The organism is Micromonospora tarapacensis (assembly GCF_019697375.1).
In the GTDB taxonomy this organism is placed as follows: Bacteria; Actinomycetota; Actinomycetes; order Mycobacteriales; family Micromonosporaceae; genus Micromonospora; species Micromonospora tarapacensis.
Genome location: NZ_JAHCDI010000004.1, coordinates 4,071,574 through 4,094,457 on the forward strand (window position 1 = coordinate 4,071,574; position 22,884 = coordinate 4,094,457).

Here is a 22,884-nt window from a genome sequence, read left to right on the forward strand (position 1 = left end):
GCCGGGTGGACGTGTTCCTGACCACCAGCACCGACGTCGCCGCCCGCAGGCCGAGCATCGCGGTGCTGCCCGTTGGCAGCTTCGAGCAGCACGGCTCGTTCCTGCCGCTGGCCACGGACTCCATCGTCGCCGCGGCGATCGCCGAGTCCATCGCGCAGCGGCACAACGTCCTGGTCCTGCCGCCGATCACGCTGTCCTGCTCACACGAGCACGCCGGCTGGCCGGGCACCGTCAGTATCAGCCATCAGACCCTCTCGGCCATGGTCGAGGACATCCGGGCGTCGCTCGTCGCAAGTGGGATCACCCGGCTGGCCATCGTCTCCGGTCACGGCGGCAACTACGTTCTCTCCAATGTCGTGCAGACGGCCAACGCCGCAGCGCCGAGGTCGATGACGTTGTTTCCCACCAGGACAGACTGGACGAGGGCCAGAGACGCCGCACGGCTGGACAGCGACGTACACCAGGACATGCATGCTGGCGAACTGGAAGTGTCCATCCTGCTGCACGTGTGCCCCCAAGCGGTTGGCGCCGACTTTGTCAATGGAGACCACATCGCGGATGAACGACCGATGCTGTTGGTCCATGGAATGGCTGGGTACACGAAGACCGGCATCATCGGCCGCCCCTCGGCCGGCACCGCCGACAAGGGCCGAGCCCTACTGGCAAGCCTGGCAGAATCGTTCGACGATCATCTGTCCAGCCTGCTAGACGAGCGGTAACCGCCGCAGAGTCAGTGGAAGGAGGTGCAAGTGCCCCGCCATCCGGAGACAATGGTCACGCCCAACCATGTGCTCGCCGAGACACGTCAGCGAATGCCATCACCCCGACGCCTTGGGCAGTGCATGTCCCGGTCCGAACTGGCCGACGCCGTCAACACGGCGCTCAATCTGCTCTATCCGAAGCGGGACCTCACCACCCAGTACGTCGACCACCGTTGGGTAGGCAAGCTAGAGCGCGGAGAACACCGTTGGCCCAGCGAGGAACGGCGCGCAGCCTTACGACACGTCCTCGGCACCAGCACCGATGCCGAACTCGACCTCTACAGTCCACGACGCACAGAAACCAGCAACAATTTCCCGGGCAACGAGATACAGCCACCAGCTGGCAGTTGGGACGAAACGTTCTACCAACTGCGAGCACAGTGGCATCTACTGGTCCAGAACGACAAACTGTTCGGACCAGAATACGCCCTCATCGGCGTCACCAATCAGCTCACGCTAATCGACCAACTCCTCAGCGACGTGCCCACCCAACTTCGACGCAACCTCATCCGACTCGCCGCTCAGTACGCTGAATCCGCAGCATGGCTGAACCAATCACTCAATAAGCACTCGGCCGGTCACGTTTGGACGGAGAAGGCTCTTAGCTGGGCAACCCAGATCGCGGATCCAACAATGACGGCTTGGGCCATGTACCGAAGTAGCCAGCATTGGCTGATGGCCGGCCAACCGAAGCGGTCTGTTGAGCGCGTCGAAGCGGCAATGGCCTACGACCGCCAGGTATCTGCACCCATGCGCGCGGCCATCCGTGTGCAACACGCACACGCGCTCGCCGCGAGCGGCAGAGACCGCGAGGCCATGAACCTACTCGACGACGCTCACCGCTGGGCGGCGGATCGCCGACCTGGCAAACCTGAAGGCGAGCACGGCTCCTACTGCACAAGCGGATACATCGAGGTCCACCGCGGAACCTGTCTTCGGCTCAGTCGACGCCCGAACGAGGCCATCGCGGTGCTCACCGAGGCCCTTCCTTCGATACCACCACTGCACCGCCAGGACTTCGCCCTAGCGCTGGCAAGCAAGGCCGCAGCTCACGTGGCCGCCGGGCAGCCTGAACTGGCCGCCACCACTGCTCACACCGCACTTCCGATCGCTCGGCGCGCAGGATCCCGCCGCGTCCTCCACCAACTCGCACAGGTCGGCACCTCAGTCGGCGCCCACGGAGACCTCGCCGGCGTACGTGCGTTCCTCGACGACCTGGCGGAGGTTGCCTGATGGCATCCGACGTCGAACTTGCCGCGATGCGACACGCCATCGCACTATCAGCTATGGGCATCGGCACCACGAGCCCGAATCCGCCCGTCGGATGCGTCATCTTGAACCGACAGAACGCCATCGTGGGTAGAGGCTTCCACCGCCGCAAAGGAGAAGCGCACGCCGAGGTAAATGCTCTCGCGGAAGCTGGACCGGCGGCACGCGGTGGTACCGCTGTGGTCACCCTCGAACCCTGCAACCACGTAGGGGTTACGCCGGCCTGCCGACAGGAATTGATCGACGCCGGCATCGCCAGAGTCGTCATCAGCGTCAGCGACCCGACATCGAGAGGTGAGGGAGGCGCATCGATGCTCGCCGCAGCGGGCATCGAGGTCGAAACCGACGTGCTCCGCAATGAGACCCTCGCGGTCCTCGGACCCTGGCTCACCGCAACCCTACGACGCAGGCCATACCTGATCTGGGCCTACGCACTGGATGACGATCACGACAACTCCATGACCCAACAGCTCGTACGCGACCTACGCGCCAGAGCGGACGTGGTAGGAGCGCAAAGGTCACCCGACGAGGGCATTCCCGGTGGGCACGCAGTAGCCCACTTCACGCTTCCAGAGCACGCCGATCTCGACACCGGTCTGATGCCGTGGCTAACAGCGGCCTACGCGGCAGGTGCCCGAAGCATCCTGCTCGCAGGATGCGAATATGCCGGCATGCTTCGACACGAGATGAACGCCGTCGATGAACTCATCATCACAGTGCGGCGGACTTCCCCGTCACCAATGCCGGACGTGGCTGGTTTCGAGATTGTCGATGTCTGGCCCGGACGCGACTCGGTGACGGTTCGTTTCCGGCAACGCGAACCAAAGGAGACGTAAATGCCCAGTCGCCCGGAAGTGGTAAGCACGTCCAACTCGGCGCTCGTAGGCGCACGCCGACGTCAGGCTTCGCCGCAGCGACCGGGACAGCACATGTCCCGGTCCGAACTTGCCGATGCGGTCAACGCCGCCCTCGACCGCCTGTACCCGAACCGCAGCTGCGGCAACCTCGACGTTGACCACCGATGGGTCGACAAGCTGGAGCGCGGTGAACATCGCTGGCCCAACTCCGAGCGCCGTGCCGCTCTGCGATTCGTTCTGAGCGCTGCCGAGGATGCCGAACTCGGTTTCCGTAGCCCAAGACGAACGACGGATACGAACTAAATCGCCCAGGCAACGACTCGACATGGCCGTGCGCTCGGGACGCCGTTCCTCCCCGGCAGTTCTTCGGCAGCGTCACAGGCGCCTCGCGGCCGGACCGTTGTCAGGGTTACTGCCGTATTACCGATAGGCTGAGATGCCCCACGCTCTGGAACTCCGTCCGGTCCAAGGAAAGCGTCGGTGCCTCGTCACCCGGAAACCATGGTCACCCCGAATACGCTGCTCGCGGGAGCACGTACGCAGCTTCGTCGCGCAGCGGGCCGGGCAGTATGCGGCAAAGCCAGCGTGCCCTGGACAACGGCGACGTCCGGGCCGCGATCGCACTCTCACGCCGATCGCTGGTGCACGGCCCGGTGCCAGCGCGCACGCGCGCCCTGTGCCTGACCCGGCTAGCCGAGGCGCTGGCGGCCGGCGGCGATGACGACACGAGCACCGCCATCACCGCCGCCCGCCGGGAGCTGCGGAATGCCGGCGCTGATGGCGGGGACGAAGACAAGTTCGCGCGACACTGCGAACCGCGGTACGTGGCCGCCGTTGAGGCCCGCCGTCGGCAACTCCTCGGTGATCCGGCTTCCGCCAAGTCGATTTTCGAGGAACTCCTCGACGACCGACCCGCCAGTGCGTCGATCGACAGCGGGATGTGGCACGCTCACCTTGCCGACTGCTTCCTCCACCATGATCCCGAACGTGCCGCCGGCCACGGAATGAGCGCGCTGCGGCTGGCCCAGGAGACCGGCTCGTACCGCATCATCCGGGCGACTCAGCCGCTCGCGATCGCGTTACGCCCGCACGGCACCCTCGCCTCGGTACGCGCGTTCGTTGAGGCGCACCGCGTCGCCGTGACCCGCCAGTGACAGAATGACCGAGTGGACTTGATCCTCACCACCACCAGCACCGACGTCGCCGCCCGCACACCGAGCATCGCGGTGCTGCCCATCGGCAGCTTCGAGCAGCACAGCTCGTTCCTACCACTGGCCACGGACAAGGGCCGAGCCCTACTGGCAAGCCTGGCAGAATCGTTCGACAATCATCTGTCCAGCCTGCTGGACGAGCAGTAACCGAGCGCAGTCCTAGCCCATGCAGAGGAGGTCTAGATGCCTCGTCACCCAGAGACGGTAATCACACCCAACACACTGCTCGCGGGGAGGCGCGCCCATATGCCATCGCCCTGTCGCACTGGACAGGGTATGTCCCGGTCCGAGCTGGCCGACGCCGTCAACGCCGCCCTCAACCAGCTCTACCCCAAACGGGACCTCACCAGCCAGTATGTCGACCACCGCTGGGTAGGCAAGCTCGAACGCGGAGAGCACCGCTGGCCCAGCGAGGAACGTCGCGCAGCCTTGCGACATGTCTTTGGCGTCCCCACCGACATCGAACTGGACCTCTACAGCCCACGACGCACCGACAGCGTCAGCGCTCGCCGCGCCGAATCCGAGATCGTCACCCACGACATCGGACTGCCGTCCGAGGCTCTACGGCGGCTGCTCCACAGCGGAGCGACGGGCACAGTCCGCGATGTCACCACGGTTGTCGCCGCAACCGACAACATCCGACACATCATTGATGAGGCGCTCGACGATGGGTTCCCGCTTAGCGCCAAAATGCAGCAGCTCGAATCGGCAGTGACCAGTCATGCCCGAGATGCGCTGACCGTAGCCCCGTTCGAGATGATCTCACGAATGGCCCTCGACTTCCTTGCCACGATACACCTGATCCGTCACGGCCCAACGATATCCTCTCTCCAACGACTGCGGATGATCCTGGCCAAGCTGGCCGTGCTGACCGCTGATGAGATGAACGTAGTCGGACAGACCGATGCTGCCCGTGCCTGGTACGCCACCGCCACCGTTGCCGCAGACAAGTCCGAAGTTCCGGAGCTTCGCGCAGACATCCGCGCACTCGCTGCGATGTTGCCTCTCTATCACGGACATCCAGCGGCTGCCATCCATCTCGCTCAACAGGCGCGCAGGCTCGCAGGAAAAGACCGCAATTGCATGGCCAGAGCATTGGCACCGATGCTGGAGGCACTCGGATGGGCGCACCTGGGCAGCCAGCACCGGGACCGCGCTCAAGCGGCGCTGTCCCATGCCAAACGAGCCTACGACGCAACCACTGAGGAAGTTCGCGCCGAGACGGTGTTTGGATTCTCTCCACGACGACGGCTGTTCTACGAGGGACGACTCTTGACCAAACTCGCCGAATATCCCGCCGCCTGGATCGCTCATCGGCAGGCGCTGGAACTCTACCCGCACGACGTCGTCGGCGATAGGGCCATCATCAGCCTGGATAGGGCCGCCGGGCTCATCGCCAGCGACCAGCCGGGCTCAGGGTCAGATCTAATCCTGACGACGTTGGGTACGCTTCCCCGCGAACACTGCGCACCGATATTTACCGCCACCGCATCGAAGATAATCATCTCTGCGCCGCAGAAGATGCGGATGCTACCCACGATGCGGGCCTGCTCGGACCTGCTCGCCGACCTACACCAGGGCGACGCTATCGGTCCGAACCGCGTAAGGTGATCACCTAGCCGTTGTCGGCAGCGATGTACCGTTCTACCGCCTCCACCTTGCCCGTTAGCGCGCCGGACGCTGATGGTCGGTAGTCCACCTTGATGACCGTGCTGACCCTCGGCGCCCGGCCTGCTACCGCTTCGACCGCTTGCTTAATGACGTCAAGTACCTCGTCCCAGGAATCGCCCTCAATCAGCGTGAACATCGCATCGGTCTGGTTGGGTAGGCCGGACGCGCGGACCACCCGTATCGCCTCCGCCACAACCTCCCCCACATCCTCGCCGACTCCGAGTGGGGTAACCGAGAACGCGGCCAAAACCGACATGACGGACTCCTCCGACTTGGATACAGTAGCGGACCCGAGCCTACCCGCCTTGATCGAACAACTCAGTGCCGCTCGGCATCCCTGCACCAAATCCTAAGCAGCGGGAGATTCCACAGCGGAACGTGGACGGGCCCGGTCGACCATCGCGTGAACCAACGCCACCGGCAGCCCGCCGTCGCGATCGGGGCCAGGCACTGGACGACGCAGACACACTCACCTCGCCTCGGGCACTGGACCGCCTTCGCACGCTGAGAACGCTCACCGGGCCGCATGCGGCCATACCCGCAGTGGCGCAGTTCCAACGTCGTATCGAGAGCGTCCTCACCGATGCCTGATCTCCTCCCACAGCCCATCACGAGCGCTACGCACGCGGTGGCGCGACGGCTCGGACTCGACGCCGGCCAGGCCCGCCCCCTTCGGGTGCACGATGCGGCGACGGTCGCACTACCGCAGGACCATGTGGTGATCCGGCTAGTCCCGCAGTCGCAAGACGCCGAGGCGCGAGCCCGCCGCGCGGTCCGGCTCACCGGATGGCTGGCAACGCAGAGCTTTCCGACGATCCGCCCCGCCGTACCGGAACCCATCGAGGCCGAAGGATACGTGGCCACCGTCTGGCAAGAGGTCGCCCCACATCCGCTGGACACGCCGGTCACGGTCAACAGGGCGCTCGGACGGGTCCTGCGCACGCTGCACACAATGCCTCCTCCGCCGGTGGACCTGCCGACCGCAGACCCCCTCGGGCGGCTACGCGCCGCGCTGCGCTTGGACGCGGCCCGACCCGAGCCAGCCCTGCGTCCTGACGAGGCCACCTTCCTGCAAACCCGTATCGATGATCTGGCTACGCAGTACGCGGCTATGGGATTCCCGCTCGGGTCGGGACTCATTCACAACGACGTCCACCCCGGCAACCTCTTACCCGACCCAACCAATTCGTACGGTTACCTCCTGACCGACTGGGAAGGCGCTTGTATCGGTCCACGCGAATTGGATGTAGTGCTCGTCGGCGCTCCCGGCAGTCGATTCGGCGATCCCGACGACGAACGCATCGCCTTCACCAATGCCTACGGATACGACGTTGCCGCCTGGCCCTCTTACCAGACGCTTCGCGATATCCGCGATCTCCACTCGCTCGCGGCATACGTCCGAACTGGGCCTCGCAAACCCGCCGCGCTGGCCGAACTCCGACGCCGACTCAGCTCGCTACGCGACAACGACCGCACCGTTCGCTGGACAGCAGTCTGATGCAATGTTGGTCGGCAGATCGGACCGGCACCTCGCCGACTGCACCCTGATCAAGGCGGGCATCTCAATCTAGAGGCTCGGCCGTCTTCCGCGTTGATCCTGGGCGTGCGCGCATGTGTAGGCAGCTCAAGGCCATGTCGGACCGAAGGTCGGACGCGAGGTCGGACCACAGGTAGGTATTCCCAGTGCACAATGCGCTCTGTGATGGTTGGTGGTGCAGTCGGTTACATCAAGCGTCGTAATCGCATGGTCCCGAGGAAGCCGCCAGGGCTGCGACGTAATTGTGGCGGCTTTTGTCGAGGCGAATTCGGAAGGCAGGACAAGAATGTCGACGCAAGCTTCCGTCAACACCCCAACCGCAGGGCAGCTTGATGTCCGCCCGGTCGCCGGCCACATCGGTGCCGAGGTCGTGGGATTGGATTTGGCAGAGTCGTTGACCGATGGCGCCGTGGCGGAGATCCGCAGGGCGTTGTTGGCCCACAAGGTGCTGTTCTTCCGCGGGCAAACGCTCACCCACGCCCAGCACGTCGCGCTCGGGCAGCGGTTCGGCGAACTCACGCGTCGTTCTCGTACGCAGAGTAACGCGGCTTTGGACGAGTACCCCCAGATCCTGACGATCTCGCCTCAGATCGATGAGGAGCGTTACGGCCGGGACTACGAGGCTCACTACCGGACGCGGTGGGCAACGACGATCACGGGTTGGCATTCGGACATGACCCATGCCGTCAACCCTCCAGCCGCCTCGATCCTGCGCGCGGAGGTGGCCCCGTCGGTGGGTGGGGACACTCAGTGGACGAACCTGGTCGCGGCCTACGAAGGGCTTTCAGCGCCGCTGCGCGCCTTCGTCGACTCCCTGCGGGCCGAGCACAGTTTCTTCGCCGGATACCGAATGGTCGACCACGACCCGATCGATCGGGAAATCATCGACATGATCGACGGCGACCCGCTGGTCGCCGTCCACCCGGTTGTTCGGGTCCATCCGGAAACCCGCGAGCGGGCACTGTTCGTCAATCCCTCGCGTACGGGCAGGATCCTCGGGCTGTCGCCCGCCGAAAGCGGGCACATCCTCGACCTGCTGTTCGCTCAGATCACGAGGCCGGAGTACACGGTCCGCTTCCGCTGGGAGGAGGGTTCGGTGGCGATGTGGGACAACCGGTCGACGGCTCATATCGCGGCAACGGACCTGAAGCCGGGGACGAGACGAACGCTGCACCGCGTGACGATCGTCGGGGACAAGCCGATCGGCCCCGACGGTTTCGTCTCCGAGTTGGTCAGCGGGAGGCCGTTCGGTACCGAGCCCGGCGCCTAGACCTCGTCGAAGCGCCGAAGCAGCAGCAGCCCTGCACACCGGTGATTCTCGCCCCCACGCTCGGCACCCCATCGAGCGATCCCCTGAGTGATCCGCCTCAGTACCCCCGCGGCCACACAAGCCCCGTCCGTGCTCCTCGTCCGTGCCCAGCAGTGCCGCCCAAGCGATCATGGAGGAAGACGATGGTAAGCCCGCCAACCGGCATGGCGCAGGTGGCCCATGCCGTGGTTGAGCGCTATCCCTTCGAGAACGGGTCACTCACCGACATCAACAACGCTTCGGCGCTGTTCCCGCAGTACCCCACGTACCGGTCCTGTCTGCGTTGGCTCGACGAGTTCGTGGCGGCTCCGCATCCCGACATCAAGCGGCCGGGCGACGTGTGCACGAGGCTCAGATACGCCATGGACCGCGATCTCGTCTGGCTCGTGACGATCCGTACCCAGCGTTCGGACAGGGGCGAGGCCGTGGAAAAGGGCCTGTACCTGCCGGCGCTGTTCCGCGAGATCTTCAATGAGCAGACGGACTTCCGTTCGGGAGCACTGCTGGCCTTCTTCCCCGACGTTCAGCCGGCCGCGACGGCCGCCTTCATCGACGGCGGGCACCAGGTGTTGCGGATGGAGTTCGTGAGGCGAGGTCTCATGCTCGGCGAGTTCCATCCGTCCAGCACCGTCGCCAGCGTCCGTAACCCCAACTTCCAGGTCATGCGAGCGCCTGCACCGATGTACGCCGTCAGGGCGATGACCCCACATGACCTGATGTTCCTCGATCGGCCGGAGACGCCACCGGCCGAGCGGGTCCAGTACCTGCGGCACTTCCTGGAGCACCTCGGAGGACAGGTCAACCCCACGCTCCACGCTCGGGTCACCCGCAGCATCGCCGATGCCGAGACCAGCGCGACCGGGAGGATCCCATGCTGATCGACCTGGGTGGGCACCTCGGCAGCGCGTGGCGGGCGATAGCGGTGTCTCACGCGGATCGTCCGGCGCTGCGGTACAAGGGGCGGACGACCACATACTCCGAGGTTGACGAGGCATCACGAGCGGTGGCCGCAGCACTGGTGACGCCGCTCGGCGAGACGACCGGGCCGATGCCGCTGGTCGCCGTGGTGCTGGAGGCGTCGGTCGAGTTCGTCTGCACGGTGCTCGGCGTGGTGCGGTCCGGCGCCGTCTACCTGCCGCTCGACGTCGACATGCCCGACGACTACCTGCTCGATGTGCTGCGGCAGGCTCAGCCGGCGGTGGTGGTAACCACGCCGGACCGCGCCGCGCCTCTCGGCACCTGCGGTGCATTGGTCGTCACCTACGACGCCCTGGCTTCCACGGACAGGTCCGAACCCGCCGACGCCTCGCCGAGTGCGGATGATCCCGCGTATGTGATCTACACCTCCGGCTCGACCGGACGGTCGAAGGGCGTCGTGGTCAGCCACCGTGCGCTGCTGAACTCGACCGGGGCACGGACGCTGGCCTACGGGATCCCGGAGCGGGTGCCGCTGGTGCACTCCGTAGCGTTCGACCTGGCGTCCGGGGTGCTGTGGTGGACGCTGCTGTCGGGGGGCACGCTGGTGGTCGCCGACTCGCGGCTGCGCGACGTCGGCGCCACGCTGGCCTTGGTACACGGCGACCACATCACGCATCTGGTCTACGCGGCGTCGCTGTATGCCCCGTTCTTGCAGCGCGCCGCCACTGCTCCGCCGACCGGGCTGGTGGCGGTGATGATCGGCAGCGAGCGGTGGAGTGAGGTTCTGATCGACCGGCATGCCGAGTTGCTGCCTTCCACGTCCTTGTACAACGAGTACGGGCCGACCGAGGCGTGCGTGTGGTCGAGCTACGCGCATGTGTACGACGGGCAGACCGGCCGGCGTGCGCCGTTGACGCTCGGTCGGCCGATCATCAACACCGGCTACCTCGTGCTGGACGACGCCGGCAATCCGGTCCGCTCGGGCGGTCGGGGCGAGTTGTGCATCACCGGCTCGAACCTCGCCCTGGGCTACCTGCATCAGCCCGAGTTGACCGCGCAGCGGTTCGTTCAGATCGACGGGCAGCGGGCCTACCGAACCGGTGACCTGGTCGAGGTGACCGACAGCGGTGAGTGCGTGTTCCTGGGCCGCATCGACCGGCAGGTCAAGGTGGGTGGTAACCGCGTCGAGGCCGGGCACGTGGAAACGGTCTTGATGTCCCATCCCGGGGTTGTCCAGGCGTACGTGCGCGCCGCCACGGTTGGACGCGGAGTCGTCCTCGTGGCGTACCTGGTCGCCGAGCCGGGCGGCGGCGACCGCGAGGGGTGGGACACCGCCGGCCTGGACGCCTACCTGAGTGAGCGGCTGCCTGCCTACATGAAGCCGTCGGCGTACGTGGTCGTGGACGAGTTGCCGCGCACACCGTCCGGGAAGGTCGATGAGTCGCGCCTGCCGGAGCCGGCCGCGCCGGCCGGTGACTCGGTGGCTGAGGTGGCGAGCCCGTTGGAGGAGTCACTGGCCGTCGAGGTGGCCGACATCCTGGGCCGCTCCGCGGTCGGCGTGGTGACGCCGTTGACGCAGGTAGGTGCGAACTCGCTGGCGTTCGTCCAGATCGCGGCGGGGATCTCCAGTCGGTATGGCGTCGAGGTGCCGATCAGCGCGCTGTTCGAGGACCCCACAGTTCGGGCGATCGCGGCCCATATCCAGGTCGCGGTCCCCGGGAGTCGGCCACCGCTGGTCGCCGCGCCGCAATGCCACGGTCCGGCGCCCTTGAGCGCCCAGCAACAGCAGATCTGGGTGTTACACCAGTTCGCCCCGCGCAGCTTGGCCTACAACGCGCAGTGCTCGCTGAGGTTGACCGGCCCGTTGGACGTGCCGGCGCTGGAGGCGGCTCTGTCGTACATCGTGGCGCGGCACGAAATCCTGCGCACGACCTTCCACGACGGCCCGGACGGGCCGGTCCAGGTGATCCACGAGCCGTGGCCGGTCCGCGTCGATGTCGTCGACCTGGCCCACGTCGGTGAGGCGCTGGGCGCCGCGGCTATGGCTGCTGAGGTGGATCGGCAGATCCAGCGCCGGTTCGATGTCGGGACACTGCCGCTGGTGCGGTGGCACCTGTACCGGTTGTCGCCGACGTCGTTCAGCCTGTTGCAGGTCGAGCATCACTTCGTGCACGACGGCTGGTCGGCGGTGCTGTGGCTGCGGGAGATCCGGGACGTCTACCGCGCCGCTGTCGAGGGCAGGCAGCCCGACCTTGCGTCGCTGCCGGTGCAGTACCGGGACTACGCCCGCTGGTACCAGGAGTGGACCACGACGGAGGACTTCGCGGAGCAGGGCCGGTTCTGGCAGCGCACGCTCGACGGCTGCTCGCCTCAAGGCATGACGTTCCAACCGGCCCATCCCCGACCACAGCGGCGAACCTTCCGCGGCGGCTGCCTGCGTGCCGAGATACCCGTAGCGACTGTCGCCGGCGTGGATGCCCTCTGCGCGCGGAATCGGGTTAGCCGGTTCGCGGTGTTCTTGACCGCATTCGCGTCCCTCGTGTGGCGGCACACCGGCGAGGACGACATGGTGATCGGCTCGGCGCTGTCCAACCGGCGCCTGCCGAACACGGCACCGATGATGGGCATGTTCGTCAACGCGCTGCCACTGCGCCTGTCCATCGCCGGGGACCGGACCGTGTCGCAGGTGGTCGCGGACACGATGCAGACGATCTTGCAGGCGCAAGACCACCAGGAGTTCCCGCTGGTCGAGATCGTCCGGCGGCTGGGGCTGCCGCGGGATGCATCCCGCAATCCGCTGTTCTCGCTGATGTTCGCCTTCCACGACAGCCCCCGACCCCGGTTCGAGGTCGGCGACCTGCGCGGTGAACTCGTCATCGAGCACAACGGGTCGGCAAAGAATGATCTCAACGTCGTGTGTGTGCCGCATCCGCCCGAGGCCGGGTCCGGCCTGTCGCACGACGGGGTGCAGGTGCTGTGGGAGTACGACGAGGAGCTGTTCGATCGGGCCACCGCGCAGGCCCTGCTGACGAACTTCAGCCACGTTCTCGACGTGTTGATCGAGGGCTGGGACGAACGCGTTGACGCGCTGGACCTGCTCGGCCGCGATCAGGCCGCCACCATTCTGCGGGCCGGGACAGGCCCGCAGGTCGCGGTCGCGCACCCCACGCTGCACGGCGGCGCCGACGCGAGCATCGCCCAGCGACCCGACGCGACGGCCGTGGTGCAGGGCGACCGGCAGGTCACATACCAGGACCTCGACCAGCTCTCCGCGCACCTGGAGCAACAGCTCGCCCAGCATGGGGTGGGCGCGGGGGCGATCGTGGCGATCGCCGTACCGAGGTCGCCGGAGCTGGTCGCCTCGTGCCTGGCCGTCCTGCGCCGAGGCGGGGTGTACCTGTGCCTTGACGATCAACAGCCGCCCGCCCGCGTGGACCTGCTCGTCGCCGACGCCCAACCCGTCGCGCTGGTCTGCACGGCGGCCACGGCCGCCGATCTGCGGCGGCTCGACGTGCCTCTCATCGTGGCTGACCGGCCGGACGCCGAACACGTAGCGGCACCCGTCCGGCCGCAGGTCGAGCCCGTCTCGGCGGCGTACCTCGTCTACACCTCCGGCTCGACCGGCACCCCGAAAGCGGTCCTGGCCACCCACAGCAACGCCGCCGCCGCGATCCAGGCCCGCACGGCGCTCGTCGGCGCCCAGGCGCCGCGCACCCTGGTCACCCTGCCACCGATCTTCGACGTGGCCACCTCGGTAATCTTCTGGACCCTCACGCTCGGCGGCACGGTGGTGTTCCCGCCGGCCGAGGACGAAACCCGCGACCCCGACGCGCTACGGCACCTGGTCGAGCAGCACGCGGTCACCCACCTCAACGTGGTGCCCTCGTTCTACCAGCACCTCGTCGGCGGCCCCGACGGGTGGGGGAGGTCGCTGCGTCTCGTCGCGGTCGGCGGCGAGCCCTGCCCGCTGGACCTGGTAATCGGGCACGCCACCCACCTGCCACACGCGGTCCTGCTCAACGAGTACGGACCCACCGAAACCACCGTCTTCAGCTCTGCGGCGCGTCTGTATGACCCGCAGACGCAGTCGACCGTCAGCCGGGTCAGCGTCGGGCGCCCGGTCGCGAACGCGAGCCTGTTCGTGCTCGACCCGCAGCGCAGGCTCGCACCCATCGGCGCCGCTGGCGAGCTGCACATCGGCGGCGCTGGGGTGGCCGCCGGTTACCACCAGCGTCCCGGCCTGACGCTGGATCGGTTCGTGATCGCCGAGGGCTGGCCGCTCGCCGGGACGCGGCTGTACCGCACCGGGGACCGGGCCCGGCTGAACCAGCGCGGCGAGTTCGAGATCCTTGGTCGCCTGGACGAGCAGGTCAAGCTCCGCGGCTATCGCATCGAACTCGGGGAGGTACGCCGCTGCCTCACCCGACACCCTCAGGTCGACGACGTGTTCGTCCTCCTCCAGCAGCCCGGCGACGGGCCCGGCCGGCTGCTGGCCTACGTCGCCTCCGACCAGCCGGCCGACCACCTGGTGACACAGCTGCGTGGCTGGGTCACCGACCGGCTGCCGAGCTACATGGTGCCCGCCTCCTACACCGTGCTGCCCGCGCTTCCGCGTACCTCGACCGGCAAGATCGATCCGAGCCGGCTTCCCGCACCCCGCGAGCACGCCGAGTCGGCACCTCCCGGGCGGACAGCCACCGAACGGGAATCCCGGCTGATCACCCTCGTGCGCGACGTGCTCGGCACCTCGGCGAGCCCCGGCGACGACTTCTTCGCCCTCGGCGGCGACTCACTTCAGGCCATCCGTCTGGCCAACCGGGCCCGCACGCACGGCATGCACCTCACCGCGGCTCAGGTGCTCCAGGCCCGCACCGTCGAAGCCATGGCAGCGCTGATGGTCGACACGACGACGGGCGCGACGGCGGTACGCCGACCGCCGGGAACGGTGATCGGCCTCACCCCGATCCAAGGCTGGTTCTTCGCCCAGCGGTTCGCCAACCCGCACCACTTCAACCAGGCCAGGCTGTTTCAGATCGCTCCGGACACCCCACAGCCGACGCTGCTGGAGGCTCTGGTCTGGACCATCGCACGCCACGACGCCTTCCGCACCCGGTTCCGCCGCGACGGACACACCTGGCTGGCGTTCCTCGAAGACAACCCGGTACGGATCGAACAGCGGGTGCTGTCCGGTCCCGCCGAACAAGTCCTCCCGCAGGAACTCAACGAGCTGCAACGGTCCCTCAACATCGAGGACGGTCCGCTGTTCCGGATCGTGGTGTTCAGCAGGCCGGGCAGCCCGCAGCGATGGTTGTACCTGGTCGCACACCACCTGATCATCGACGCGGTGTCCTGGAACATCCTCGGCGAGGACATCGAATCGGCGTGCCGGCGGCTGGCCCTCGGCGAACCGCTGCCCGACCAGCCCGCACCGGGTCTCCCCGAGTTGTCCCCGCCGAGTGCGCCCAGCGATACGGAACTCGGCTACTGGCGGGGCCTGCTCGACCAGCCCAAGCCCACCTTCGGGATCGGTCGGCTCGCCAAGCCCGCACCGGTAGGACATCTGCGGCACACCGCCCGGAAGCTGACCCCGCACGCGACCCGTCACCTCCTCCACGACGTGCCGCGCCTGTACTCCTCTACCACCGAGTCGATCCTGCTCGCCGCGCTCGCCCAAGCGCTCGCGCCGCTATCAGATCGGCCAGGTCTGTACACCTTCGTCGAAGGGCACGGTCGAGACGGCGATCCCCCGGCCGATGGCGTCGTCGGCTGGCTCACCAACCTGTACCCGATCCTGCTGTCGCCGCCGCAGGGCGACCGCCTGCTCGACTGGGCCGCCGCGTTCGGCCAACAGTTGGCGCAGGTGCCCGTGGGCGGGGCCACGTTCGGGCGGGCCCGCTACCTCGAACCCGACAGCTCCTTGGGCACGCTGGTCAGCAAGCTCGACCTGCCGAAAGTCACCGTCAACTACCTCGGGCAGACGGCAACCGTCGACGGGCGCGCCGTGCTGCGTTCCTCCCCCCTCGATACGAGCCAGGCCATCAGTCCGAGCAACGTCCTGCCCACGCCGCTGCACGTCACCTTCACGGTCGATCGAGGAACGCTTCAGGCACGGTTCAGCTACGACGAGGGCGTGTGGGCCGACGCCATCGAATCCGTCGCCGACCGCTTCGTCGCCTCCCTCGAACACACCGCCCGAGCCGTACCGCTGACCGACCGGTGGCACGAGGCCACCGCCGACCCGCACTGGCTGGTACACCCCGTCGGCGGCGCCGTCGACTGGTACGCCCCGCTTGCCCGCGCGCTGGCGCCGAAGCAGAGCTGCTACGGCCTGCCGTATGACCGCGACGACAACGCCCCCGACATCCCCATGCTGGCGGCGGCATACCTCGACCGGATCCGCTCGGTGCAACCAGCCGGCCCATACCGGCTGACCGGATGGTCGTTCGGAGCCGTGATCGCCTACGAGATCGCCCGCCGACTGGAGCAGGATGGCCAGAGCACACGGCTGACGCTGTTGGACCCCGTCGTGCCGTTCGACCGCGCCGGCGACCCCGCCGCGCTGGTGGCGCAGGTGAGCACACTCGCCCCTCACCTCGACCACGCGACCCTGGTGACCGCCGTCGACACGACCAGGAATCTGCCGCCGCTGGCACGGGCTCAGGTGCTGGCCGAACAGCTCGGCCTGACCGGTCCGGAGCCGGAGCACGCGCTCGCCCAACAGCGGCTGGACATCATCGTGCGCAACCACGCCGCGCTGACCGCCTGGCAGCCGGAGGGATCAGTGCAGAACCTCCTGTTGATCCTGTCCGCCGAGACAGCTGCCCGCCAGATGGAGGACCTCGCCGGCTGGCAGAACCTGGCCAGGACGTGCGTCGGCGTCGAAGTCGTGCCCGGTGACCACCAGACGATGCTCACCGGCCCCGGACTCAAGGAAATCGAGGAGCACCTGCGCGCTCCGTTGCAGGATCCGCACGGCGAGGGGCGGTAGGCGTGTGCGGCATCGCGGGAGTCCTTCGGTTCGCCTCAGGCGGCAGCAGCGTGCCCGGCGTGGACGAGATTCGGGCGGTCACCGCCGCGCTGGCCCACCGCGGCCCGGACGGCGGAAATATCTGGCACCGACGCGAGATCACGCTCGGACACCGGCGGCTGAGCATCCTCGACCTCACCGAGGACGGCACGCAGCCGATGACCCGCGACCACCTGACGCTCGTCTACAACGGGGAGCTGTACAACTTCACCGACCTGCGCAGCCACCTACAACGCCGCCACCGCTTCCAGTCCGGCACCGACACCGAAGTCGTCCTACGCGCGTGGCAGCAGTGGGGACCTGCCGCCCTCGACCGGTTCGACGGCATGTTCGCCTTCGCCCTCTGGGACGACCGCGCCCGGCAGCTGCACCTCGTGCGGGACCGGCTCGGTGTTAAGCCGCTGTACTACCACCGCGGCAACGGGTTCCTCGTCTTCGCCTCCGAAGTCGAAGCCCTCCTACGTTGCCCCCAGGTACCACGCCGACCGGACCTGGACGCCTTCCACTCGCAGCTACTGTGCTCGTCCACGCTCCAGGTCGACCGGCAACTCACCCTCATCGACCAGGTACACGCCCTACCGCCCGCCACCCACCTCACCCTCGACCACGAGGAATCCGAAACCACCCACACGTACTGGCAGCTCCCCACCCAGACCACCGAACAACGTCCGGCCGACGCCCCGGCGGCATCCACTGAACTGGGCACCCTGTTCCAGCGCAGTGTGACCAGCATGCTCGTGGCGGACGTCCCGGTCGCCGCCTTCCTCAGCGGCGGCCTGGACTCCAGCGCCATCACCGCCACAGCCGCGGCCACCGGCCCGCTCACCGCCATCACCCTCACCCACACCACCGCGGGGTGCCGGCGGGCCCGTGACGCCGCCGACGCCGACCTGCGCTTCAGCAAGCTGCTCGCCGCGCACACCGGCCAGATCACCCACCGCATCGCCGCCCGCCCGAGCACGGTCACACTCGACGACGTCGATACGGTCTGCGACCTCGCGGCGATCGGCGACGATGTCCGGCACGTCAGCATCGCGCACAACTACCGGACCGTCCGAAACCTCGGACTCAAGGTCGTACTCAACGGACAAGGCGCCGACGAAACCATGGCCGGCTACGTCAGCCTGCCCACCTTCGTCAACCACATCCTCGACCTACGCCAGCCGTCCACCGCCACCATCAACTCACTGCCCGGCTCCCGGCAGACCATCGGACTCACCCCCGAAGTCCTCGCCCACCGCGCACGGATGCACGAGCGCGTCCTCGACTTCCACGCCGGACTACCCGGCACCCCGCTGGAACGCGCTCATCGGCTGCTCATGCACACCCAACTCAACCGGGTCGTGCAGTTCGAGGACCACCTCAGCATGCGCTCCGGGGTGGAAACCCGGGTGCCGTTCCTCGACCACCACCTCGTCGAGTGGTGCTTCACGCTGCCCTTCGAACACCACGTCGACCGCCACACCCGGCAAGGCAAAGCGATCCTGCGCGCCGCGCTCGCCGGGATGCTCCCGGCCGCGCTGCTGGCACGGCCGAAGCAGGTCTTCCCCCACCCTGAACCGACCACGCTGCATCGGAGTCTCGCCGCGCTCGTTCGCCTCCACGCCGCCGAGCTGCACGCCGACCCGCTCGTCAACCACCTCTTCACCCTGCCGCCCGGCAACAGACTGTCCGCCCTCCCGACCAAGACGCTCTGGCTGCTACTGACCACCTGGAGATGGCACCACAAACTCCAACGCCCCCACCCCCACCCCGACCCCGCCAGCCAGCAGCCGACGACGACGAGCGAAGCTACCGACCCCGACCTCACCTCCCACGGCACATCAGCCCGCCGCGTACCCGCACCCAGGGGCGCCGATGAAAGGACCCAACGGTGACGACGCAGACCCTCCCCGACCAGATCACCGTCCAACGGATCACCGGCCACATCGGCGCCGAGATCCACGGCATCGACCTCTCCCAGCCGCTGAACGACGACGTCATCTCGACCATCCGCGCGGCACTGCTCGCCCACAAGGTGATCTTCTTCCGCGACCAGCAACTGACCCACGCAGAGCACATCGCCCTCGCCCGCCGGTTCGGCGAACTCACCCGCCGCCCCGGGACCAAACACGGCGTCCACCCCAAGGGCTTCCCGCAGATCCTCACCATCGACCCAGACGCCGAAGACGCGCGGTACGGGCGCGACTTCGAGGAGCGGTACCGCCAGAAGTGGACCTCCTACACCGCGGGCTGGCACACCGACCTCACCCCCGCGGTGAACCCGCCGGCCGCCTCGATCCTGCGCGCCGAAACGGTCCCACCCTTCGGGGGAGATACCCAGTGGACCAACCTCGTCGCGGCGTACAACAACCTCTCCGAGCCGCTGCGCAACCTCGTCGACGGACTCCGGGCCGAGCACACCTTCTTCGCCGGCTGCCAGATGCACCCCGCCGACCCCGAGGACATCGCGATCCGCAAGATGAACCGCGACGACCCGCAGGTCTCACTCCACCCCGTGGTCCGGGTCCACCCCGAGACCGGCGAGCGGGCACTGTTCGTCCACCCGGCCTCCGTCAGCCGGATCCCCGACCTCAGCCCTGCCGAGAGCGCCAAGCTCCTCGACCTGCTCTTCGCCCAGATCATCCGCCCCGAGTACACCGTGCGGTTCACCTGGCGGCCCGGCAGCGTCGCCATGTGGGACAACCGCGCGACCGCCCACCTCGCCGCCACCGACCTGTCCCACCTCGACGTACGCCGCACGATGTACCGAGTGACCATCCTCGGCGACCGCCCCACCGGTCCCGACGGATTCACCTCCGAGATCATCGCCGGCGAACCACTCACCGCGTTCGAGGATTGACTACAGCAGCGCCGGCCCGCCCGACCACGATCGACTGACGGGCCGCCGTCAGCGAGCGCAGGCCGCTGCCCCAGCGCCTTTTCGGACGGGCCGGCGTTGCCGGCCGAATCACCGACGGACACAAGCCCTGGCGAGATCCGCACTGGTACGGCGGGCGGCTGCGGCAACACTCACGGGAATCAGCGGTCCAACAGGCCCCGACTGATAACCTGCCGCAACCGCCAATGCACATAGCTCGCGGAGCAAGGAGATCGCGTGAAAATCCTCGACGAAACTTCCCGGACGCTCAACGAATACCTGCTCGTCCCCAACCTCACCACCGAGGACTGCACACCCGGGAATGTCGACCTCAGCGCACCGCTGGTACGGCACCGCCTCGGCGAACAGTCGCCGATCCGGATCGCCGTCCCCCTGGTCAGCGCCATCATGGGAGCGGTCTCCTCACCCCGCATGACGATCTCGCTCGCGCAGTGCGGAGGGCTCGGCTTCATCCATCACAACCAACCAATCACCGCCCAGGCGGAAATGGTCAGCAACGTCAAGCAACACAAGGCCGGATTTCGACACAGCGACATCAACATCAAACCAACCGCGACGCTCGGCGAGGTCGCCAGACTCCTACGGGCGGCCGAGCGCGACATCGCCGCGGTCACCGACGACGGCACACCTCACGGAACCTTCCTCGGACTGATCTCCACCCGCGACTTTCACCCCAAGCGCCACGACCTGAACGACTCCGTCGAATCGCGCATGCAGCCCGCCAAGTCGCTCGTCGTCGCCGATCCCTCGATCTCGCTCTCCCAGGCCAACGCGATGATCTGGGACAACCGCCTCGACGTACTTCCCGTGGTCGCCGACAACGGAAGACTGGAGTCCATCGTCCTGCGTCGCGACTACGAACTCCACAAGACCTTCCAGAACGAGACGATCGACAGCGACAAGCGGTTCCGGGTCGGAGCAGGCGTCAACACCCACGACTACAAAGAACGCATCCCCGCCCTCGTCCGGGCCGGAGCCGACGTCCTGTGCATCGATTCCTCCGACGGATACTCCGTCTGGCAACGCAACACGCTCCAATACGTCAAGGGCGAATTCGGAGACCAAACCCCTATCGGAGCCGGCAACGTCGTCGACGGACGCGCCTTCCGCTACCTCGCCGACGCCGGAGCCGACTTCATCAAGGTCGGGATCGGCGGCGGCTCCATCTGCATCACCCGGGACCAAAAAGGCATCGGCCGCGGCCAGGCGTCAGCACTGATAGACGTCGTGACCGAGCGCGACGCCTACGCCAAGGAAACCGGCGTCTACATCCCAATCTGTTGCGATGGCGGCCTGCTGAGCGACTACCACATGGCGATCGCGTTCGCACTGGGCACAGACTTCATCATGCTCGGCCGCTACTTCGCTCGCTTCGCGGAAAGCCCTTCCAAGCTGGTTCGTGTCAACGGCCAACTCTTCAAGGAATACTGGGGCGAAGGCTCTCAGCGAGCCCGGAACTGGTCTCGCTACGACCAGGGGGGCGAGCAGCACCTCGTCTTCGAGGAAGGCGTCGACGGCTACGTCCCGTACGCCGGCAGCATGTACGACACCGTCACGATGACCATCGCCAAGCTCAAAGCGACAATGATCAGTTGCGGCTCAACCTCGCTACGCGCCTTCCACGAGAACGCGGTCCTGGTGCCCGTATCACATCAGAGTTACCTGCAAAACACCGCCGAAATTCAACTTCGCGACCGGCCGAGCGACCCAGGGCAGTAAACGCGAACCACAGAACCTCCAGGAAGCTGCGCCCTTCCGTCTATGTCACCGAACATCGCGGTTACTGAAGTGTTGGCCGACGTTGAAGTGAACGTATTGGGCAGTCAGGAGAGGATCGATGACCACGAGACCAACGCTCACCGTCATCTATCGCACCGACGATTTCGATCCGGACTATCTCACGAAAGCCACTAATCACTTCTTCGCCGCATCCTCGGAAGCGGCAACGCGAGCCGGATTTCGCTTCCGCGCCATCCCTATCAACGAGCTGTCGCCAAGCTGCGTGGGCCAGCCGCAGCTTTGGCGCCACGGAGAGAACCTGCTCCGGACAAGGCAGCTCTTCCAAGTCGACGATTTTAGTTGGGATCCCCAGACCGCCCATCACCTAAAAGCGGTCTGCCGCACAGTACGGGAAAGTGATTCGGTTCTCCTGAACCGCTCATTCACCGACGCGGAGTACCTGTCAACGGATAAGCTCGCCATCACCCAGCGAGCCTCACGACTCGGGCTGCCAACCCCGCCTACTGTGGCAATACCGTTTGGCCGCTACGCCCGCACCGCAACCCCTTTAATCGAGCAGCAACTCGGTCCGGGACCGTATATTGTGAAGCCCCGAGAGATGGGCATGGGATTCGGCGTCATGAAAGTCGACGGCATCGAGCAACTTTCCGCCATCCTTGACGTGACGGCTCAAGCCGGAATGGGATATGTCGTGCAGCCATTCATCCCCAACTCGGGCGACTTGAGGGTTTACGTAATCAACCGAGAGATCACCGCGACGCAACACCGCTCACCCTCCCCCGGACACTATTTGGCCAACATCAGCCAGGGTGGGGCCAATGCGATCAGAGCAACAGATATGGACATCCAGTCGGCAACTCTGCGCATCGCCGACAGCCTCGACGCAGCCTGTCTGCAAGTTGATTGGCTCCTGGGCGAAAAAGGTCCAGTAGTCAACGAGTGGAGCAGCGGATTTGGTGGGTACTCAGCCCTGCCTGATCCCGAACGCACCCGCCTGAGCGATGCCTTCTTCGATTGGGCCAGAACGCTCCTGTGACGCGAAAGCGTTCCCAAGCGAGGGCCGTTGATCTACCCAGCGCTTTCCGAGGTGCGCGGCGTTTAGCGTTCTTGAACGCTCCAGCCTCTACGTCTTGCGGCAGTAATGATCTCGGCCGCGCCCATGGTGGATGCTCCTGATCGCATCGTGGCCATCGCAGAACGCGCGCTGGCGTTAGAGCACGCTCTTGAGCAGTTCAGAACCAGGTCGGCCCCAAGGTCGGGACGCAAGGTCGGACCGAAGGTCGGTATTCCCAGGATCAATGCGTTCTGTAATGGTTGGCAGTGCAGTCGGTTACATCAACCATCACAATGCGCGGCCCGGATCAGCTGCCGGGACTGGTTCCGCCGTCCGCAACGTGGTCAACGCGCAGATAGCCGCGGGGGCTACCTGCCCACCCATCGCAAGTCTCGTTGAAGGGACCAGTCATGGACAACCTGCTCACTGTCAGCGAAGACCCGTTCCAGCTCGACGTGGAGATCGTCACGGAGGGGCCGGTCGCCGCCGCGTTGCCGGCGGACACGGATGACGGCTGCGACACCGTGAAGGGCAGCGACTGCTAGGCGTCACTCCTGCCGGTTCCGGCGGACGGCCCCCCGTACGCCCGCCGGAACCGGCGCCCACGTCAGGCAGGTTTCGCAAGGGAGCGATGTTGACGGCAGGAGGC

At 66.7% G+C, this 22,884-nt stretch carries 17 protein-coding genes; 16 read left to right on the top strand and 1 reads right to left on the bottom strand.

What is annotated here, in order from left to right; translation table 11 throughout:
* Positions 1 to 5 precede the first annotated feature (5 nt).
* From KIF24_RS24470 to KIF24_RS24500, 7 genes are all read left to right on the top strand, one after another.
* Entirely contained in the window at positions 6 to 719 is a 714-nt protein-coding gene (locus KIF24_RS24470) for a creatininase family protein (RefSeq protein ID WP_221086035.1), read from the top strand.
* A gap of 30 nt (positions 720 to 749) precedes the next feature.
* Entirely contained in the window at positions 750 to 1,994 is a 1,245-nt protein-coding gene (locus tag KIF24_RS24475; protein ID WP_221086036.1) for a hypothetical protein, read from the top strand.
* Positions 1,994 to 2,866: a bifunctional diaminohydroxyphosphoribosylaminopyrimidine deaminase/5-amino-6-(5-phosphoribosylamino)uracil reductase RibD gene (gene ribD / locus KIF24_RS24480; RefSeq protein ID WP_221086037.1), complete on the top strand. Its 873-nt coding sequence runs from the start codon at positions 1,994 to 1,996 to the stop codon at positions 2,864 to 2,866. Before KIF24_RS24475 ends, ribD begins: the two co-directional genes overlap by 1 nt.
* Before the next feature lie 93 nt (positions 2,867 to 2,959).
* Positions 2,960 to 3,190, top strand: coding sequence for a hypothetical protein (locus KIF24_RS24485; RefSeq protein ID WP_221086038.1), 231 nt, complete (start codon positions 2,960 to 2,962; stop codon positions 3,188 to 3,190).
* 350 nt (positions 3,191 to 3,540) lie between these two features.
* Entirely contained in the window at positions 3,541 to 4,041 is a 501-nt protein-coding gene (locus KIF24_RS24490) for a hypothetical protein (protein WP_221086039.1), read from the top strand.
* 12 nt (positions 4,042 to 4,053) lie between these two features.
* A complete protein-coding gene (locus KIF24_RS24495) occupies positions 4,054 to 4,245 on the top strand; it encodes a creatininase family protein (protein ID WP_221086040.1) in 192 nt (63 codons plus the stop codon).
* Positions 4,246 to 4,374: 129 nt separating this feature from the next.
* Positions 4,375 to 5,709 carry a hypothetical protein gene (locus tag KIF24_RS24500; RefSeq protein WP_221086041.1) on the top strand — a complete coding sequence of 445 codons (1,335 nt, stop codon included), beginning with the start codon at positions 4,375 to 4,377 and terminating at the stop codon, positions 5,707 to 5,709.
* 4 nt (positions 5,710 to 5,713) lie between these two features.
* On the opposite strand, the gene KIF24_RS24505 is transcribed toward KIF24_RS24500, so the two are convergent.
* Complete coding sequence (locus tag KIF24_RS24505; RefSeq protein ID WP_221086042.1) at positions 5,714 to 6,025, bottom strand: MTH1187 family thiamine-binding protein; 312 nt, start codon at positions 6,023 to 6,025, stop codon at positions 5,714 to 5,716.
* Positions 6,026 to 6,352: 327 nt separating this feature from the next.
* Here KIF24_RS24505 and KIF24_RS24510 point away from each other — a divergent pair, with 327 nt between their 5' ends.
* From KIF24_RS24510 to KIF24_RS24550, 9 genes are all read left to right on the top strand, one after another.
* Positions 6,353 to 7,267 (top strand): phosphotransferase family protein, encoded by a 915-nt coding sequence (locus KIF24_RS24510; protein ID WP_221086043.1) that lies wholly within the window; start codon positions 6,353 to 6,355, stop codon positions 7,265 to 7,267.
* 283 nt (positions 7,268 to 7,550) lie between these two features.
* Positions 7,551 to 8,576 (top strand): TauD/TfdA dioxygenase family protein, encoded by a 1,026-nt coding sequence (locus tag KIF24_RS24515; protein WP_331461270.1) that lies wholly within the window; start codon positions 7,551 to 7,553, stop codon positions 8,574 to 8,576.
* A 182-nt stretch (positions 8,577 to 8,758) separates the two neighbouring features.
* Positions 8,759 to 9,493 (top strand): DUF6875 domain-containing protein, encoded by a 735-nt coding sequence (locus tag KIF24_RS24520; RefSeq protein WP_221086044.1) that lies wholly within the window; start codon positions 8,759 to 8,761, stop codon positions 9,491 to 9,493.
* Positions 9,487 to 16,521, top strand: coding sequence for a non-ribosomal peptide synthetase (locus tag KIF24_RS24525; RefSeq protein WP_221086045.1), 7,035 nt, complete (start codon positions 9,487 to 9,489; stop codon positions 16,519 to 16,521). The genes KIF24_RS24520 and KIF24_RS24525 overlap by 7 nt, the downstream gene beginning before the upstream one ends.
* 2 nt (positions 16,522 to 16,523) lie before the next feature.
* The gene (gene asnB, locus KIF24_RS24530; protein WP_221086046.1) at positions 16,524 to 18,437 is read left to right on the top strand and encodes an asparagine synthase (glutamine-hydrolyzing); all 1,914 of its coding nucleotides are present in this window, start codon (positions 16,524 to 16,526) and stop codon (positions 18,435 to 18,437) included.
* Positions 18,434 to 19,402: a TauD/TfdA dioxygenase family protein gene (locus KIF24_RS24535; RefSeq protein ID WP_331461271.1), complete on the top strand. Its 969-nt coding sequence runs from the start codon at positions 18,434 to 18,436 to the stop codon at positions 19,400 to 19,402. Before asnB ends, KIF24_RS24535 begins: the two co-directional genes overlap by 4 nt.
* Before the next feature lie 255 nt (positions 19,403 to 19,657).
* Positions 19,658 to 21,160 carry an IMP dehydrogenase gene (locus KIF24_RS24540; RefSeq protein ID WP_221086047.1) on the top strand — a complete coding sequence of 501 codons (1,503 nt, stop codon included), beginning with the start codon at positions 19,658 to 19,660 and terminating at the stop codon, positions 21,158 to 21,160.
* A 118-nt stretch (positions 21,161 to 21,278) separates the two neighbouring features.
* Positions 21,279 to 22,217: an ATP-grasp domain-containing protein gene (locus KIF24_RS24545; RefSeq protein ID WP_221086048.1), complete on the top strand. Its 939-nt coding sequence runs from the start codon at positions 21,279 to 21,281 to the stop codon at positions 22,215 to 22,217.
* A 428-nt stretch (positions 22,218 to 22,645) separates the two neighbouring features.
* Positions 22,646 to 22,780 (top strand): FxLD family lanthipeptide, encoded by a 135-nt coding sequence (locus tag KIF24_RS24550; RefSeq protein WP_221086049.1) that lies wholly within the window; start codon positions 22,646 to 22,648, stop codon positions 22,778 to 22,780.
* The last annotated feature ends 104 nt before the right edge of the window (positions 22,781 to 22,884 follow it).